15 protein-coding genes are annotated in these 16,131 nt (G+C 52.3%); 7 read left to right on the forward strand and 8 right to left on the reverse strand.

Going from position 1 to position 16,131, the window contains the following annotated elements; genetic code table 11:
• The 8 genes from ACY430_RS06130 to ACY430_RS06165 form a co-directional block, all read right to left on the reverse strand.
• On the reverse strand, nucleotides 1-1,261 hold a 1,261-nt coding region (locus ACY430_RS06130), incomplete at its 3' end, for an OB-fold nucleic acid binding domain-containing protein (RefSeq protein ID WP_462138010.1).
• Entirely contained in the window at nucleotides 1,206-3,452 is a 2,247-nt protein-coding gene (topA, locus tag ACY430_RS06135) for a type I DNA topoisomerase (protein ID WP_462138011.1), read from the reverse strand. The genes ACY430_RS06130 and topA, both read right to left, overlap by 56 nt.
• A 21-nt stretch (nucleotides 3,453-3,473) precedes the next feature.
• A complete protein-coding gene (locus ACY430_RS06140; protein ID WP_462138012.1) occupies nucleotides 3,474-4,463 on the reverse strand; it encodes an SDR family NAD(P)-dependent oxidoreductase in 990 nt (329 codons plus the stop codon).
• Between the two features lie 3 nt (nucleotides 4,464-4,466).
• On the reverse strand, nucleotides 4,467-5,774 hold the full coding sequence (locus ACY430_RS06145; RefSeq protein WP_462138013.1) for a UDP-glucose dehydrogenase family protein: 1,308 nt from the start codon (nucleotides 5,772-5,774) through the stop codon (nucleotides 4,467-4,469).
• Nucleotides 5,775-5,867: 93 nt separating this feature from the next.
• Nucleotides 5,868-6,314: a hypothetical protein gene (locus ACY430_RS06150; protein WP_462138014.1), complete on the reverse strand. Its 447-nt coding sequence runs from the start codon at nucleotides 6,312-6,314 to the stop codon at nucleotides 5,868-5,870.
• A 20-nt stretch (nucleotides 6,315-6,334) separates the two neighbouring features.
• Entirely contained in the window at nucleotides 6,335-6,994 is a 660-nt protein-coding gene (locus ACY430_RS06155) for an ABC transporter ATP-binding protein (protein WP_462138024.1), read from the reverse strand.
• Between the two features lie 33 nt (nucleotides 6,995-7,027).
• A complete protein-coding gene (locus ACY430_RS06160; protein ID WP_462138015.1) occupies nucleotides 7,028-8,092 on the reverse strand; it encodes an efflux RND transporter periplasmic adaptor subunit in 1,065 nt (354 codons plus the stop codon).
• Between the two features lie 35 nt (nucleotides 8,093-8,127).
• Nucleotides 8,128-9,378: a TolC family protein gene (locus ACY430_RS06165; protein WP_462138016.1), complete on the reverse strand. Its 1,251-nt coding sequence runs from the start codon at nucleotides 9,376-9,378 to the stop codon at nucleotides 8,128-8,130.
• A 179-nt stretch (nucleotides 9,379-9,557) separates the two neighbouring features.
• Here ACY430_RS06165 and hemW point away from each other — a divergent pair, with 179 nt between their 5' ends.
• The 7 genes from hemW to hprK are packed head-to-tail and all read left to right on the forward strand — an operon-like array spanning nucleotide 9,558 to nucleotide 16,087.
• Nucleotides 9,558-10,724 (forward strand): radical SAM family heme chaperone HemW, encoded by a 1,167-nt coding sequence (gene hemW, locus ACY430_RS06170; RefSeq protein ID WP_462138017.1) that lies wholly within the window; start codon nucleotides 9,558-9,560, stop codon nucleotides 10,722-10,724.
• A 39-nt stretch (nucleotides 10,725-10,763) separates the two neighbouring features.
• A complete protein-coding gene (eno, locus tag ACY430_RS06175) occupies nucleotides 10,764-12,074 on the forward strand; it encodes a phosphopyruvate hydratase (RefSeq protein WP_462138018.1) in 1,311 nt (436 codons plus the stop codon).
• Entirely contained in the window at nucleotides 12,071-13,495 is a 1,425-nt protein-coding gene (gene leuC / locus ACY430_RS06180; RefSeq protein WP_462138019.1) for a 3-isopropylmalate dehydratase large subunit, read from the forward strand. The genes eno and leuC overlap by 4 nt, the downstream gene beginning before the upstream one ends.
• Entirely contained in the window at nucleotides 13,496-14,119 is a 624-nt protein-coding gene (gene leuD / locus ACY430_RS06185) for a 3-isopropylmalate dehydratase small subunit (RefSeq protein ID WP_462138020.1), read from the forward strand.
• A 6-nt stretch (nucleotides 14,120-14,125) separates the two neighbouring features.
• The gene (gene hpf / locus ACY430_RS06190) at nucleotides 14,126-14,650 is read left to right on the forward strand and encodes a ribosome hibernation-promoting factor, HPF/YfiA family (RefSeq protein ID WP_462138021.1); all 525 of its coding nucleotides are present in this window, start codon (nucleotides 14,126-14,128) and stop codon (nucleotides 14,648-14,650) included.
• A 29-nt stretch (nucleotides 14,651-14,679) separates the two neighbouring features.
• Nucleotides 14,680-15,150 carry a PTS sugar transporter subunit IIA gene (locus ACY430_RS06195; protein WP_462138022.1) on the forward strand — a complete coding sequence of 157 codons (471 nt, stop codon included), beginning with the start codon at nucleotides 14,680-14,682 and terminating at the stop codon, nucleotides 15,148-15,150.
• Complete coding sequence (gene hprK, locus ACY430_RS06200; RefSeq protein WP_462138023.1) at nucleotides 15,137-16,087, forward strand: HPr(Ser) kinase/phosphatase; 951 nt, start codon at nucleotides 15,137-15,139, stop codon at nucleotides 16,085-16,087. The genes ACY430_RS06195 and hprK overlap by 14 nt, the downstream gene beginning before the upstream one ends.
• Nucleotides 16,088-16,131: the final 44 nt, after the last annotated feature.

The raw sequence follows: 16,131 nt of genomic DNA on the forward strand, positions 1-16,131 counted from the left end.
TCAGAGAGAACGCCTTTTCCTGCGCGGCGGTCAGTTTGAAAGGCAGGGCTTTGACTAACCGGCGCGATATGTCGCCTGCGGGCGCGAATGATATACCGCCCGCGCCTTCGCGCTTGTTTTTGCCTATCCCGAAAGCGAGTTGCAAAAGAAAAAACTCGAAAAAAGCCACCGTCTTCGGGGCGGGTAAATCCCTGTCGCGCGAGCCCTCTTCCCATGCGGCTCGCGAAAAATCCGGGCATATGCCGCATTTTTCTGGAAAATGCATCTCCGCCACCGCCTCGTCAAGCGGCTCCAAATCCCTCCCGAGACCGTCCGGCAGAACGCCCGCAAGCATCTCGCGGTGGTCAAGGGCGTTATGCATAATCGCGCGAGTGCGCCGCTGGGTGAGCCCCTCGGTCAGCGAATAAACGGGCGTTACGCGGTTGATATGAATGCTGTCCGCCGCTTCATCGGCTTTGTCAAGAACTTCAATTCTGTCGGGCTGCGGATGAAGTATCTGCAAAGTTTTTCTGCGCGGGTCAATACGAACATCGCCGCTCACGAAAACAAGTTTTCCTTCCCTGTACCTGCCCTTCATATACCGCTCATCAAAATTGAACCACACGAGTTCGAGAGCCGCGGCGCCGTCTTTGAGCACAACACAAAACTGCGCCCGCGCTCCGGGGCGCGTCCTGCCCGCCGACTCCACCCTGCCCGCAACCGTCTGCCAGCTGTTTGGCACGGCTTGTGAAACCCCTTTCACATCGCGTCTGTCTTCGTATCTGGAAGGGAAATAAAAAAGCGCATCCCTGACCGTATGGACATTTTTTTTCGCGAGAAAAGCGGAAACCGAAGAGCCGACCCCCTTGATTGCCCCGGCGGGACTGGAAAGGCTTTGCGCTACCGGCTTTGAGGTGGATTTTGCGGGCTCAATGTCGCCAAAACGGGAGGTAACCGCGCGTATGTGTTTTACGGCTTTGCGTATGACTTCGATTTTTTCCGAATCGGCAAGAGCGTCAAAACCGTTGAACAAATTTCTCGCAGATTTCAGTTCTTTGTTTTCCGCGGGAGGGGAGTGAGTAAGCGACTGACTGAAAGCATTGTGCACATTTTCTTCGTATTTCCCTGAAAAGGCCGCAATATAAGAGACTCCGTTTTTCAGCGCGCGCACGAGGTTTGCTTCCAACTTTCTCGCGGCTTCAATAAAATCTTTTGTGTAAACCGTTTCAGGCTTTTTGCGCGGAATCTGATTTCTTCCTTTCAATGGGTTTGATTTCGCCATTTTCAAGACGCTCAAAATCCGAAGCATTTCTGCATTTCGGGTAGCCCGAACACGCAAGAAACTCCACGCCGTCACGGCGGCGTTTGCGTATCACCATCGGCTTATCGCATTTTTCGCACGCGACTCCGGCGTCTTCAGGCGGCACAGTCTGTTGAACAACTATTTTATCCCCGTCCCTTTCAAAATTTGAAGCATTTTTGCATGCGGGATAGCCCGAACACGAGAGAAACTCCACGCCGTCACGTTTGCGTTTGCGTATCACCATCGGCTCACCACATTTTTCGCACACGACTCCGATATCTTCAGGGGGTTCGGTCTCTTTGATTACAATTTTATCTCCGTCCCTTTCAAAATCCGAAGCGTTTTTGCATTCGGGATAGTCGGAACAGGAAAGAAACTCTCCGCCGCCGCGGCGGCGGTTTTTTACCACCATCGGTTTGCCGCATTTGTCGCACGCGATGTCGGTTTCCTCAACCTCATTCTCGGCTTTTTCGGCGGTCTCAACCCTCTTCTTTAAACCCGATTCCTCGTCAAGATAGAAATCGCGCAACAGTTCGTCCCATTTTTCGCTGCCCCGCTCAATTTTGTCCAGCCGCTCCTCCACACTCGCGGTGAATTTTTCATCCATGATGTCGGGAAAAGCCTTCACAAGATAATCGTTGACGGCAAAGCCGAGCGGAGTCGGGAAAAGCGCTTTCTTTTCCTGGTTGACATACTCCCTGTCCTGAATTGTGGAGAGAATTGAAGCGTAGGTTGAAGGGCGCCCGATGCCTTTTTTCTCAAGCTCTTTAACAAGAGACGCTTCGTTGTATCTGGGCGGCGGCTTGGTGAAGTGCTGAGTTGGAACAATTCCTTCGCTCTTCAACTCCTCGCCCTCATTCAGAGCCGGAAGAATTGCCTCGTCCTCGCCTTTTTTCTCCGGCGGCGGCGCGGCAGCTCTCCAGCCCGCAAACACCTGAACCGTTCCGGTGGCTCTGAAAACCGCGTCTCCCGCGTTGATGTCTGCGGTCGTTTTTTCATCAACCGCGGCGGACATCTGGCTCGCGGCAACACGTTTCCAAATCAACTCATAGAGTCGCAACTGATCCTTTTCAAGGAACTTTGCCATCTCTTCGGGGGTTCTGAAAACCGAGGTAACCCTTATCGCTTCGTGCGCATCCTGCGCGTCCTTGCTGACCTTTTGAATATTGGGTTTTGAGGGGACAAATTCCTCGCCGTATTTCTCTTTTATAAAATCGCGCGCCTCATCAACCGCACGTGGCGAAAGACGCACCGAATCGGTTCTCATGTAGGTTATGAGCCCCACGGGACCTTCGGAGCCGATTTCAATGCCCTCATAAAGCCGTTGCGCCAGATTCATCGTTTTCTTCACGGAAAAGCCAAGTTTTGTTGACGCTTCGCGTTGCAAAGTGCTGGTTATGAACGGAGACGGAGGTTTGAGATTGACCTTTTTTCTTTGAACCGATGAGATAATAAACCGCTCATTTTCAATGGCGGCGACAATTTCAAGCGCCTCTTCCTCGCCCGCGATTTCGTCTTCCGAACCGCGAAAACTGCGCAGACCGGCGCTGAAAGAATCGCCTTTTTCCGTAAGCAGACGCGCCTCAATTTTCCAGTATTCAACCGGATCAAACGCCTCAATTTCACGCTCGCGTTTTACGACAAAATTGAGCGCGATACTCTGAACCCTTCCCGCACTGAGCGCGCCGCCGATTTTTTTCCACAGCAGAGGGCTCACCTTGTAGCCAACGATTCTGTCCAGTATGCGCCGCGCCTGTTGCGCTTCAAACTTTGACTGATTTACCTGTTCGGTCTGCCGGAAAGTTTCAAGAACGCCCTCTTTTGTTATCTCGCGTATCAGAACGCGGCGCGCTCTGTCACCCAGTTTCAGTTGCTGAGCGATGTGCCACGCAATCGCCTCGCCCTCTCTGTCGGGGTCGGTGGCGAGATAGACCGTGTCCTTGCCTCTGGCGGATTTGCGCAAAGAGTCAAGCACTTTGCCTTTGCCTTTGATAACTTCGTAATCGGGCTTGAACCCGTTGTCCAAATCAACACCGAGCTTGCCGTGGGTTTTGTCCGAAAGGTCAACAATATGACCCACGGACGCCTCAACATCGTATTCCGCGCCGAGGTATCTTTTTATCGTTTTCGCCTTCGCGGGCGATTCCACAATTACAAGTGATTTAGCCATTTGCAAGTCTCCAAAATAATATCAAACTGCGGGCATTTCAAGTTTGCTTGCCCACTCCCTGTTTTCAAGATACCAGTCAATACAGGATTTTACGCCTTTTTTAATGTCAGTTTGCGGCTCCCAGCCGAGAATTTTTTCCGCCTTTGAAATATCCGCCGCAGTGGCTTTTGAGTCTGCGGGGTTCATCGGCTTTTTTCTGACAACCGCCTTTTTGCCGAGCCCGTCCTCTATGAGCGCGATGATTTCGTTCAGCGAAACCACGTTGCCGCCCGCTATGTTGATTTGCTCAAAGCCCACATTTTTCAGCGAAAGCAGTGTCGCGCGCGCGGCATCATCAACAAACGTAAAATCCCTGCTCTGAGTTCCGTCTCCGTAGAGAACAATCTCCTCTCCTTCGGCAACCGCCCGCACAAACCGAAACACGCTCATGTCGGGACGCCCTGCGGGACCGTAAACCGTGAAATACCTGAGAGCGGAAACGTCAATCCCGAAAAGTTTGTGATATGAGTGGCAAAGCCCTTCGCCGGCAGACTTTGAAGCGGCGTAGGGGGAAAGCGGCTTGTCGGTCTCCGAAACGGCTTCGGTGAGAGGCAGTTCTCCATCTCCGTAAACGCTTGAAGACGAGATGAACACAAACTTTTCCATGCCGTTTTCCCTGCACGCCTCAAGCAGATTGAGGGTGCCGAGCACGTTTGTTTTGTAATACTCCGCCGGAATCTCCGCGCTTTTTCTCACCCCCGCGCGCGCGGCGAGGTTGATTACCGCTTTGGGCGAAAAATCGCTCATCTCCGCCGCGAAAAAATTCGCGACCGCGCCTGAGTCCGCGATGTCGGTCTTTTTAAACATAAACCTGTCCGATGAGGAAAGGGCTTGAAGCCGTTTTTCTTTCAGCGCGGGGTCGTAGGCGTCGTTCAGATTGTCCATTCCGGCAACCCCGTCTCCCCTTTCAAGCAGCATCTCGCACACGCGCGCGCCGACAAATCCCGCACAACCGGTTACAACAAAATCCATTTTTCACGCCTCGCCAAGACAGAAATACCTGAAGCCCATCTTCTTCATCTCCGCCGGCGAATAGATACTCCTTCCGTCAACAATAACGGGGGATTTCATAATGGAAAGAAGCCTGCCCAAATCCGGTTGCCTGTATTCGTTCCATTCCGTGCTTATAAAAAGCGCATCCGCCCCCTCGCACGCCTCGTATGGACCCCGCGCCCTTTTGACACCGGAGGGAATGAAATCCTTCGCCGCGCCGTCAAAAGCCACGGGGTCATGAGCGCTTACTTCGGCGCCTTCGCTCAAAACCTTATTCATAATGTGAATCGCCGGAGACTCCCTGATGTCATCGGTGTTGGGCTTAAAAGACACTCCCCAGAAAGCGATTTTCGCGCCGCCGAGCCCGTCGGGAAACTGGCTTTTCAGTTTGTTCAGAAAAATCTCGCGCTGAAGAGTGTTGACCTCATCAACAGCCGAGCAGATTCTCATACCAAATCCCCACTCGCGCGCGGCGCCGATGACCGCTTTCACGTCTTTTGGCAGGCACGAGCCGCCATATCCAACTCCGGGGTAGAGAAACTTGTCGCCGATTCTCTCATCAGCCGCCATAACCGAGCGCACTTCGGAGACGCTCGCGCCCATCTTTTCGCAAAAAACCGCCATCTCGTTCATAAAAGATATGCGGGTCGCGAGCATCGCGTTTGAGGCGTATTTGGCAACCTCCGCCGAGCGGATTGAGATGGAAATCAACCGCTCGCCGCGCCTCATATACGGTGAATAGAGCCGGCGTAAAATGCTTTCAGCTTTCTCGCTGTCCGTGCCGATAACAATTCTGTCCGGACTCATAAAGTCCTTCACTGCGGAACCCTCTTTCAAAAATTCGGGGTTGGACGCCACATCAAAGTTTTTTCCGCCGTTTTCAAGCGCAATTCCCCTCACTTTCTCCGTTGTGCCCGGCGGAACGGTGCTTTTTGTAACAATCAGTTTATAATCGCCCTTGCAGGCCGGGCCAATCATCCGTGCGACATCAAAAACGCCGCCCAAATCCGGCTCGCCGTTTCCAGACTGCGGCGTTCCCACGGCGATAAAAACAGTATCAGACGCTAAAACCGCTTGCTCAGGCTCGCTTGAAAAAACGAGCCGTCCGTCTTTGACGTTTTTCGCGACAACGCCCTCAAGGTTAGGCTCATAAAACGGCACGTTACCTTTTTTAAGAGACGCGATTTTCGCGGCGTCAATGTCTGCGCAGACAACGGAGTTTCCACTGTCCGCAAGGCACGCGCCCGTAACAAGCCCGACGTATCCGGTTCCTATAATTCCTACTTTCAAGAAAATCTCCGATGGAAGGTTGAGTTTATCCGCAAAGGGTCTATTCGCAAAGGGTCTACTCGCAAAGGGTCTATTCGCAAAGAGAAATGCGCTTTACTGCGCGGTTTTGGGCGAAAACCTGTATTTTTTCCCTTGTGACTTAATAACAAACCCGCCTTCGGGCAGAGGCTCTGCGGCGGATGCTATGGCATAATATGCGGGGCTCAGAAAACGCGCCTCAAACTCCCCGTTTTTTATGAAAGCATATGGAATGTTGTCCGCATTCACGCGCAAATCCGCGTCTTCGGTGAGCATCTCCGAAGTTTCATCGTTAACAATCACCTCAAGCCCTTTTTCGGTCAACCGGGCGGAAACAATAACAAAAGGCGTGTCCTCCACCTCAACGGAAATGGAGACCTTTCCCTCGGCAACTTCAAACCCGCCCCCCTGTGCGCGGCGGAGATTGCGGTTGTTTTCAAGATAGGTCCACCTGTGAGTTATCTGAATCCCGTCCTGAAACCATCTGCCCTTTTTGTCTATAAATATGTGTGGGGTCTTCATAAATTGGATAAAACCGCGCCTCACACGGTCGTGCCGTCTTTCATCGTAACAACCCTGCGGCAGCAGTCCGCGACTTCCTTTTCGTGCGTAATCATCACAATGGTTGTGCCCGAAGCGTTCACCTGCTTAAGAAGGTTCATAATCTCGTCCGTGTTCTTGCTATCAAGGTTGCCGGTCGGCTCATCGGCGAGAATTACCGCCGGATTTGTGCACAGCGCACGTGCTATGGCGACCCTCTGCTGCTGTCCGCCGGAGAGTTGCGAAGGCATGTGGTTTTCCCTGTCCGAAAGCCCGACTGACTCAAGCATTTCCGAAGCCCGCCTTTTCCTCTCCCCCGCCACCGCGCCTCCGTATATCAGCGGTATCTCCACGTTTTCATGCGCGCTCAAGCGCGGAAGCAGGTTGAAACTCTGAAAAACAAACCCGATGCGCTTGCGCCTCAGTTCGGAAAGACTGTCCGCCGAAAGCGCCGAAATTTCCCGCCCCTCAAAAAAGTAGGAGCCGGAATCCTGAGTGTCCAAAAGCCCCAGAATGTTCATAAGCGTGCTTTTGCCCGACCCGGAAGATCCCACAATCGCGACAAGGTCTCCCGGAAAAATATCAAGGGAAATATCGCGCAAAGCGTGCACGGAGGTGTCGCCGGACTGGTAGGTCTTTTCAATTCCGCAAAGCGAGATGATGGAGTTTTCGTTGGGCGACACGGCGGAAACTAATCAGAAACGTTTCGGCTGGGGAAGGGTCATACCCCCGGAATCTTCGTCTGTCTTAACAACTGTTCCCACCGCGATTATGTCCCCCTCGGATATTTCTCCGGTTTTAATCTCGGTGAACACTTCGTTGCTCTCTCCAACTGTTACGGGCACACGCTTGAATTTTCCCGCAAGGGTTTTAATCCACACTGCGGAACTTGAAGCGTGCGCGGAACCGTCCGGCGGAAGAAAACGCAGAGCGGCGGTCGGCACGCGCAAAACCTCGTCCACCTGTGCGGTTTTTACTGTAATGTCCGCCGTCATTCCGGATTTAAGAATGTGTTCGGGGTTCTCAACTCGCGCCACAACCTCGTAAGCAACGGCGCCATCACCTTCAAGTGGAGATTCGGACACGGAAAAAATTTCGCCTGTGAAAGACTGATTCTTGAACGCCGAAACCGTAAAGTGCACAAACTGCCCTTCGGAAACGCGCCCGATGTCCGCCTCACCGATACGGATAAGAAGCCTCATTATGTCGGCTTTTCCGGCGATTTTCATAAGCATTCCGCCTGTGTTGTCAAATGAGCGCCCAACCTCAATGGCGCGGTAAATAACGGTTCCGTCAATGGGAGATTTTATCTCGGTGGCTTTGAAATTTCTGGTCGCTTCGGAAAACTCCGCCTTTGCCTGCTCCATCGCTATTTTTGCTTTATTGTAATCGTTTGCGGAACTGAGCTGTTTATCGTAAAGCTCTGACTGGTATTTAAAATCCGCCTCTTTTGTCTCAAGTTCCGTGCGTGCTTTCTCATAGCGCGATTTAAGGGTAGTCGCATCAAGACGGATAAGAACATCGTCTTCGGAAACCGTGTCGCTCTGTTGCTTCAAAACTTCGGTAACCGTGCCCGGTATGGAACTGTATATCTCCGCTTCCTCAAAATGTTTCAGCGTTCCGACCGAAGTAATGGTGGAAATTACGCTTCCCATCGAAACAGAATCGGTTTTGTATTGAACCGAGTTATCTTCAAGCGTAAGCACCCACGCGCCCGCAATGAGCACGACAATAAGTACGCCGCGCAGTCTGGTGCTCAAACCGCCTAACGCATTAAAAATTTTCCTTGTTCCACTCACTTTTCGACCTCCGTTCCCCCTTCTTCAGCGGTGACTGAGCCTGCAAAAAATTTCAAATCAGCCAGCAACATCCTTTTATTATACAAAGATTCTTCGTATTTGAGGTAAAATTTTGCATATTCTTTTTCCGAGAAAACAAGATCCAGTTTTGAAGCCGCGCCCAGCCCCGCCTTCTCTCGCGCGAGAATAAGTTTCTTTTCCGCCGTGCCGAGAACTCTTCTGCTGAGCTCTATGTCCTCATCGGCATGCAGAATATCCAGCAACAGCCGCTTCACCGCCCGTTCAAGACGCTGTTTCTCAAGCGCGATTTTTATCTCCGTTCTCTCTCGCGCGGCGCGGTTTTTGTCCAGCGCGCCGAAACGGGAAAACCCCTGAAAAATCGGTATTGTCGCTCCCGCTCCCGCAATAAAAGCCGGCGTTTCCGCGCCGTCCCCTTTGAACCTGTAAGCAACCCTTCCGTAGAGAATCGGCAGAAACTCCGCCTTTGCGCCGGCGATTTTCGCCTTGTCGCTTTTCAACTGCTCGGAGAGAGCCAGGAGAGTGGGATTGTCTTTGAAAATCTCAGGAACAATCTCTTTTGCGGGCGGCAAAATCTCTTCCGAATCCTGCGGGGGCACAAGCGTGATGTCTTCAGCGTTCTCAATTCCGAGCAACTGAAAAAACTCAAACCGCGCGCTTTCAACCCGATTTTGCGCGCCGTTCAGTTCAAAAATTATTTTCTTCTCATCGGATTCCTGCTGCGCTAATTCAAGCGGAGATATACGCCCGTTCTTGGCGAGAATCATGGTTTTTTCAAGTCTCATTCCCGCGTACAGACGGTCTTTTTCGGCATATATAAGACGCGCCTCGTTAAGAATAACCGCGTAAAAGGCCTTGCGTGCGCGGGTTACCGCCTCATTTTCGGCGTTTTTCTTTGAATACTCGGCCGAGGAAACAAGATTGCCGCTTGATTTGACGCGGTTTCTCGTGCGCCCGAAATCCCAGATTATCTGGTCGGCGAAAAATCCCGATTCACGCCCGATAAAAGGCGCAATAACCCGGGAGCGAACTTGCGGATAGTAAGCGCCGGAGACTTCCCTGCGTATGCCCCGGCGTATTCTGACATCGGCTCCCGCGAGCCGCACTTCAAGACTCTGCCTGACCGCCATGCGCTCCGCTTCGGCAAGCGAAAGGGTTTTTTCCGCACCCGCGACCGGCGCGCAGACAAGGAGGAGCAAAAAAACGCAAAGCGCGCGAAAACGCGCCACCTGCGGTAATACAAACCTGCTGATAGAGGGCGAAAAGCGCATTGTTCCGTGGAGAGCCCGCAAACGGCGGACTTCAATGAAAATTTCCTCAATTATAACACAAGATTAGCCGCCGTTCACAAAACAAAGCCGCGCACAGCGCACGCAAAAAAATCTGATGCTGTTAGATTTATTGCCGGATGAAAAAACCACTTTCAATCTATATCCACTTCCCCTACTGCGAAATCAAGTGCCCTTTCTGCAATCTGAACGCCTGGGAGGAAAAGGATTTTGACGAAAACACCTATACGCGCGCGGTGCGCGGCGAACTGAAAGCCCTTGTCTCGGAAATGCCCGAACTGCGCTCTCGCTACGCGGTTGAGACCGTGTTTATGGGAGGCGGAACACCGTCCCTTTTCTCCGAGCGGGCGGTGGGCGGCGTATTGGAGTTTCTCGCGGGAGAGTTTGAAATCTCAAACTCCGCGGAAATATCGCTTGAAGCTCATCCCGTGTCGTGCGGACGCGAAAAAATGCGCGGATTTTCCACGGCGGGAATAAACCGTTTGAGCATCGGGGCACAGTCATTCTCGTCTGAAAAACTCAAAAATCTCGGGAGGGCGCACGAGGCGCGGCTGTGTTTTGAAGCGTTTAAAAACGCGCAATCAGCCGGTTTTCAAAACATAAGCGCGGACATCATAGCCGGTGCGCCCGGGGAAACTCCGCAAGCGTTTGAGGGAGACATCAAAACCGCCGCCGCGACCGGAGTGTCTCACATATCGGTTTACGGGCTTGAGATTGAAAGGGGAACGCAATTTTACGCTCTGGCAAAAAAAGGGCGGCTTAAAACACCTTCGGATGAGGATTGCGCGCAAATGATTGAAATTGCCGCCGGGTGTTTGAGTGCGATGGAGCGCTACGAAATCTCAAGTTTTGCCGCGCCGGACGCGCATTGCCGACACAACATAAACTACTGGCGTTCGGGAGATTACATGGGACTCGGCGCGGGGGCACATTCTCACATGACAGTCCCGGATGCGCCTTTCGGGCTCAGGTGGGCAAACCCGCGAAATCCCCGCAAATATATGGAACAGACCGCGCGGGGCAAAACCGCGCCGAGGCGGGCTTTGGACGCTGAAACCGGATTTTGCGATTGCGTGATGATGGGGCTTCGGCTCGCGGGCGGAATGGACCTGGCGGGCGCGGAGAAGCGGTTTGGTGTCCGGGCTGACGGGCGCGCTCTTGAAAAACTTGAAAACGGCGGTTTTGTCCGCCGCGAAAACGGCGCGGTTAAAATCACCGAAAAGGGCTTTATCGTGGCAAACTCGGTGATTGTGGAAATCACGGGCAAAACCGGGTCGGGCGAATAGGATATAATGGCGGAAAATTACCGCCCGGAGAGGAGACAGATGGCAAAAATCAAAAGCGTAAAAGCGAGGGAAATTCTGGACTCGCGCGGAAATCCGACTGTTGAGACCGATGTTGTGTGCTCTGACGGCACGCTCGGAAGGGCTTCAGTGCCATCCGGAGCGTCAACGGGAAAGTTTGAGGCGCGGGAACTCAGGGACCTGGCAAAGAAAAGATACGGAGGCAAAGGCGTTCTCAAAGCGGTTGAGAACTCAAACCGGACTCTTGAGCGCGCGATTCGGGGAATGGACGCGAGCGACCAGAAAAAAATTGACGCAAAAATGATTGAAAAAGACGGAACGAAATCAAAATCACGCATCGGAGCGAACTCCATTCTCGGCGTTTCGCTTGCCGTGGCGCACGCGGCGGCGCAGTCGCGCAAAACCCCTCTTTACAAATATCTCGCGCGACTCTACGGCTCCGCGCGCCCGTCTCTGCCGGTGCCGTTTATGAACATAATCAATGGCGGAGCGCACGCGGACAACAATTTGGACATTCAGGAATTCATGCTTGTTCCGCACGGTTTCAAAACTTTTTCAGACTCTCTGCGAGCGGGAGTTGAGATCTTTCACGCGCTCAAGTCGCTGCTGAAATCAAAGGGGCTTCCCACCGCCGTCGGAGACGAAGGCGGCTTCGCCCCGAATTTGCGCTCCAACGAGCATGCGATGGAGTTCATCGCGCGCGCGGCGGAAAAAGCCGGATATAAAACCGGAACGCAGGTGTCGTTCGCCATGGATGCGGCGGCAAGCGAGTTTTTTTCCGGCGGAAAATACCACATTGGGCGCGCAAAACTTTCATCGGCGCAAATGGGCAAAATGTACGAAAAATGGACGAAAAACTGGCCTCTCATCTCCATTGAAGATCCGATGGACGAAAATGACTGGGAGGGCTGGACGGAGATTACGGAGCGGGTCGGCGGGACCGTTCAACTGGTCGGAGACGACCTTTTCGTTACAAACAGGCGGCGGCTTGAAAAAGGGATAAAACTCGGAGCCGCAAACTCAATTCTCATAAAAGTCAACCAGATAGGGACACTGTCGGAAACATTTGACGCGATGAAGACCGCCGGAAAAGCGGGCTATTCGTGCATGGTGTCCCACCGTTCGGGGGAAACGGAGGACTCGTCAATCGCGGACATCGCGGTCGCTACGGGATGCGGACGCATAAAAACCGGCGCGCCGTGCAGGGGCGAAAGAACGGCAAAATACAACCGCCTGCTGAGAATTGAGGAGGAGCTGGGGAAAAAGGCGGTGTTTGCGGGCAAACAAATCTCGGTTAAAATCCAGACTAAAGAGGGCCGTGAAAATATATGAAGGGCAAAACGCTTCTTGAAAAAATCTGGCATTCCCACCTTGTAAATGAGGGGAAAGACGGCCGGCCGGATATTCTCTACATAGATTTGCATATGGTTCACGAAGTTACCTCGCCTCAGGCGTTTGAGGGGCTCCTTGTGGAGGGCAGAAAAGTTCGCCGTCCGGATTTAACATTCGCTACAATGGACCATAACGTGCCCACAACGGCGAGAGACAAGCCCATAGAGGACGACATCTCCGCGCGCCAGATTGAGACCTTGAGAAAAAACTGCGGGCGTTTCGGTATTAATCTTTTTGACATTCTGCCACACTCGGAAAATGAGGATCTTCAAGGGATTGTCCACGTAATCGGTCCCGAACTGGGGCTCACAAGGCCCGGAATGACGATAGTGTGCGGCGACAGCCACACTTCAACTCACGGCGCGTTCGGCTCCCTCGCTTTCGGAATCGGAACAAGCGAGGTTGAGCATGTTCTCGCAACCCAGTGCCTGCGCCAGACCCGCCCCAAAACCTTTGAAATACGGGTGGAGGGAAAGCGGGGATGCGGCGTTACGGCAAAAGACATAATTCTGGCAATAATAGGGCGCATTGGAACCGCAGGCGCAACCGGATACGCGGTTGAATACGCGGGCGAAGCCATAACAGACCTGTCAATGGAAGAAAGAATGACCGTGTGCAACATGTCAATTGAGGCCGGAGCGAAAGCGGGAATGATAGCGGCAGACGAAAAAACCTTTGAATACACGCGCGGGCGGCGTTATTCGCCGGCGGATGAGCATTCTGAGCGGGCTCTTGAGGAATGGAAGCAGTGCGCGTCCGATGAAGATGCGGTTTTTGACAAAAGTCTGAAAATGGACGCCGGGGAAATTGCTCCGCAGGTAACGTGGGGAACAAATCCGGGAATGGTGGTTGACGTGAACTCTCCGATTCCAAACCCTGCGGACGAAAATGATGCGGTGCGGCGCGGCGACATGGAAAAAGCGCTTGAATACATGGGGCTCAAAGCCGGAAAGCCGATAACGGACATAAAAATTGACAGGGTTTTTCTGGGCTCATGCACAAACTCGCGCATAGAAGACCTGACCGCCGTGGCGCAGATTGTGAAAGGCAAAAAAGTTGCGAAAGGCGTGCGCGCGATGGTTGTTCCGGGCTCTCAATCGGTGAAAAAACAGGCTGAAGAGATGGGCATAGACAAAATCCTCAAAGATGCGGGATTTGAATGGCGTGAATCGGGGTGCAGTATGTGTCTGGGAATGAATCCCGACATTCTTGCGCCCGGGGAAAGGTGTGCGAGCACATCCAACAGAAATTTTGAAGGGCGGCAGGGCAAAGGCGGCAGAACACATCTCGCAAGCCCCGTTATGGCGGCGGCGGCGGCGATTGAAGGTCATTTTGTTGACGTCCGGGAGTGGGGCGATTAAATGGAAAAATTCACGAAAATAAAAACGATAGTCGCCCCGCTTGACCGCTCAAACGTTGACACCGACCAGATAATTCCCAAGCAGTTTCTCAAAAGAATTGAAAGAACCGGGTTTGGCGAATTCCTTTTTTACGATTGGAGATTTTTTGAAGACGGAAAAACGCTCAATCCGGATTTTGAGATGAACATGGAGCGCTACAAAGGCGCGGGAGTGCTAATCACGAAAGACAATTTCGGAAGTGGAAGCTCGCGCGAACACGCGCCGTGGGCAATCAGAGAGTTCGGATTCAGGGTCGTAATCGCGCCGTCTTTCGCGGACATTTTCTATAACAACTGCTTCAAAAACTCCATTCTCCCCGTTGAACTTGACCGCGAACAGGTGAACTCTCTGTTTGAAGCCGTAAGGGCGAATCCGGGCTTCAGTCTGGAGGTTGATTTGGAAAAACAGTCAATTACCGGAGACGGAATTAGTTTTGAGTTTGACATTGACCCGTTCAGAAAAAAAACTCTTCTTGAAGGGCTTGATGACATATCGCAAACTTTGAAAGAGAGCGACCTGATAGAAAACTATGAAAAAAAGCGCGTGGAAACAAGACCCTGGGGTTTTCCGGCAACGAGAAGGTAATAAATAATGAACATAAAAATAACAACAAGGCACATTAAAGACAGGGAAATCGCAAAAAAAATGAAAAGATACATGCTTTCAAAACTGCCAAGGCTGGGCAGGTATCTGTACAAACAGGGAGAGGAGGCGACAATCAGCGCGGTTCTCTCATCTGAAAAACTCAGGCACACGGCGGAGATTAAAGTCGTGGGAACACGGCTTTCCGCAACCGCAAGCGTTACCTCTGACGATTTGAGCTCTTCCATAGACAACGTAATGGACGCCGTTACCAAGCAACTCAGGCGCAAAGGCGACAAAATAATCTCCTCAAGGCGCAGGAACTCTTCCACCACCGCCGAGCCGCCGCAAAGCAAACCGCCATCCGTGGAAGTGAAAATTCAGCAGGTAGCGGCAAAACCAATGTTTCTTGAAGAAGCCACGCTACAGGTTACGAAGTCGGGCAAAGAGTTTGTCGCGTTCATAAACAGCGAAACCGGGGAACTGAATGTCGCGTACAAAAAAAACAAACGGGTGATTGTTCTAGTCCCCTGAAAAAACGCTCGGTGGCAACGGAAAACACAATGAAAATCACCGATGTTTTGACAAAAGACGCCATAATAGAATCTCTTCAAGCGACCGACAAAAACGGCGTTTTGAAAGAAATATCCGAAACCGTGTCGCGCCTTTCCCCTTCTCTTAACGCCGACATGCTGCTTAAGATGCTGCTGGAAAGAGAGAAAATCTGTAGCACCGCCCTTGACCACGGAGTTGCGGTTCCGCATTTGAGAATGCACGGGCTTTCCGAGCCGGTTGCGGCGTTTGCGAGAAGCGTGCAAGGGGTTGATTTCGGCTCGCTTGACGGCAACCCGACCTACCTTTTTATGGTCATCATTGCGTCCGATTCGCGCGCCGATGAATACATCAATTTGCTCGCCAGAGTCACTTCCGCGCTCAAAAGCGGCGAAATGCGTGAGCGGCTCACCAAAGCACAATCAACAAAAGACATCTTTGAAACGCTTGTTGAGGAAGATGACAAGAATGGCAAAAGATAAAAAGGTCAGCGTAGGCGAACTCAACCAAAAATGGGTTGCACATCTCAAACTGAGCAAGGTTTCCGGCAAAGCGGGTTTTGACGCTTTCATAACCGCCGCGCCGGTTCGCAAGCCGGGCTTGAGAATGACAGAAAAGCCCATGAAACTTGACTCAGGGCACATCTATGTGCTTGGCGAAACCGAATGCGCCTACATAGAAAAACTGTCGCCTAAAGAGCGCGAAAACCTCGCCGGGGACTTCGCGAGGCAGGGCATTCCGTGTTTTATCGTGTCGGACGGCATAAACATAAACGCGCGCTTCAAATCCATGATGAATAAAAAATCAATCGCGGTTTTCAAAAGCGACATTCCGCTTGAAGCGTTGATGTCAACACTCGGAGAGTTGCTTGAGTGGCGGCTCGCCCCGTTCACCACATTTCACGCCACGCTTGTTGTAGTGCACGGAACCGGAACGCTCATAACGGGCAAAAGCGGCGTGGGCAAAAGCGAATGCGCTCTTGACCTTATTGAGCGCGGATGGAAATTCGTTTCCGATGACATCGTTGAAATAAAACGAGTGGGCGCACACCTTCTTGGCGCGCCGCCGGAAACGGTCAGGCACATGATGGAAATAAGGGGCATCGGCATCGTGAACATAGGAGACCTTTTCGGCAGAACCTCGGTTATGGAGAGCCACTCCATTGACATGGTAATCAACATTGAGCTGTGGGACAGCAAAAGGGAATACGACCGGCTCGGACTTGAGACGAAAACCATCAAAATCCTTGATGTGGAACTGCCGATTGCGAACATTCCGGTGCGCCCGGGCAGAAGCATAGCCACGCTTGTTGAAGTAGCCGTACGGAACCATATTCTGAAAACCGACGGGGAAAACACGTTTGATTCCCTGCCCAAAATGGTTGCGAGAAGAAAAAACGCAAAACGGCGGGATGCATGAAACTGCTGCTGATAATCACGGGGTTGTGGCGCGGGGAAAAGCAC

Source organism: Candidatus Mycalebacterium sp. (assembly GCF_977828045.1).

Coding starts and splice junctions, on each gene's coding strand:
- eno (WP_462138018.1), top strand. CDS start 10,764: ATGGCAAAAATCAAAAGCGTAAAAGCGAGGGAAATTCTGGACTCGCGC.
- hemW (WP_462138017.1), top strand. CDS start 9,558: ATGAAAAAACCACTTTCAATCTATATCCACTTCCCCTACTGCGAAATC.
- leuC (WP_462138019.1), top strand. CDS start 12,071: ATGAAGGGCAAAACGCTTCTTGAAAAAATCTGGCATTCCCACCTTGTA.
- ACY430_RS06195 (WP_462138022.1), top strand. CDS start 14,680: ATGAAAATCACCGATGTTTTGACAAAAGACGCCATAATAGAATCTCTT.
- ACY430_RS06150 (WP_462138014.1), bottom strand. CDS start 6,314: ATGAAGACCCCACACATATTTATAGACAAAAAGGGCAGATGGTTTCAG.
- topA (WP_462138011.1), bottom strand. CDS start 3,452: ATGGCTAAATCACTTGTAATTGTGGAATCGCCCGCGAAGGCGAAAACG.
- hpf (WP_462138021.1), top strand. CDS start 14,126: ATGAACATAAAAATAACAACAAGGCACATTAAAGACAGGGAAATCGCA.
- leuD (WP_462138020.1), top strand. CDS start 13,496: ATGGAAAAATTCACGAAAATAAAAACGATAGTCGCCCCGCTTGACCGC.
- hprK (WP_462138023.1), top strand. CDS start 15,137: ATGGCAAAAGATAAAAAGGTCAGCGTAGGCGAACTCAACCAAAAATGG.
- ACY430_RS06140 (WP_462138012.1), bottom strand. CDS start 4,463: ATGGATTTTGTTGTAACCGGTTGTGCGGGATTTGTCGGCGCGCGCGTG.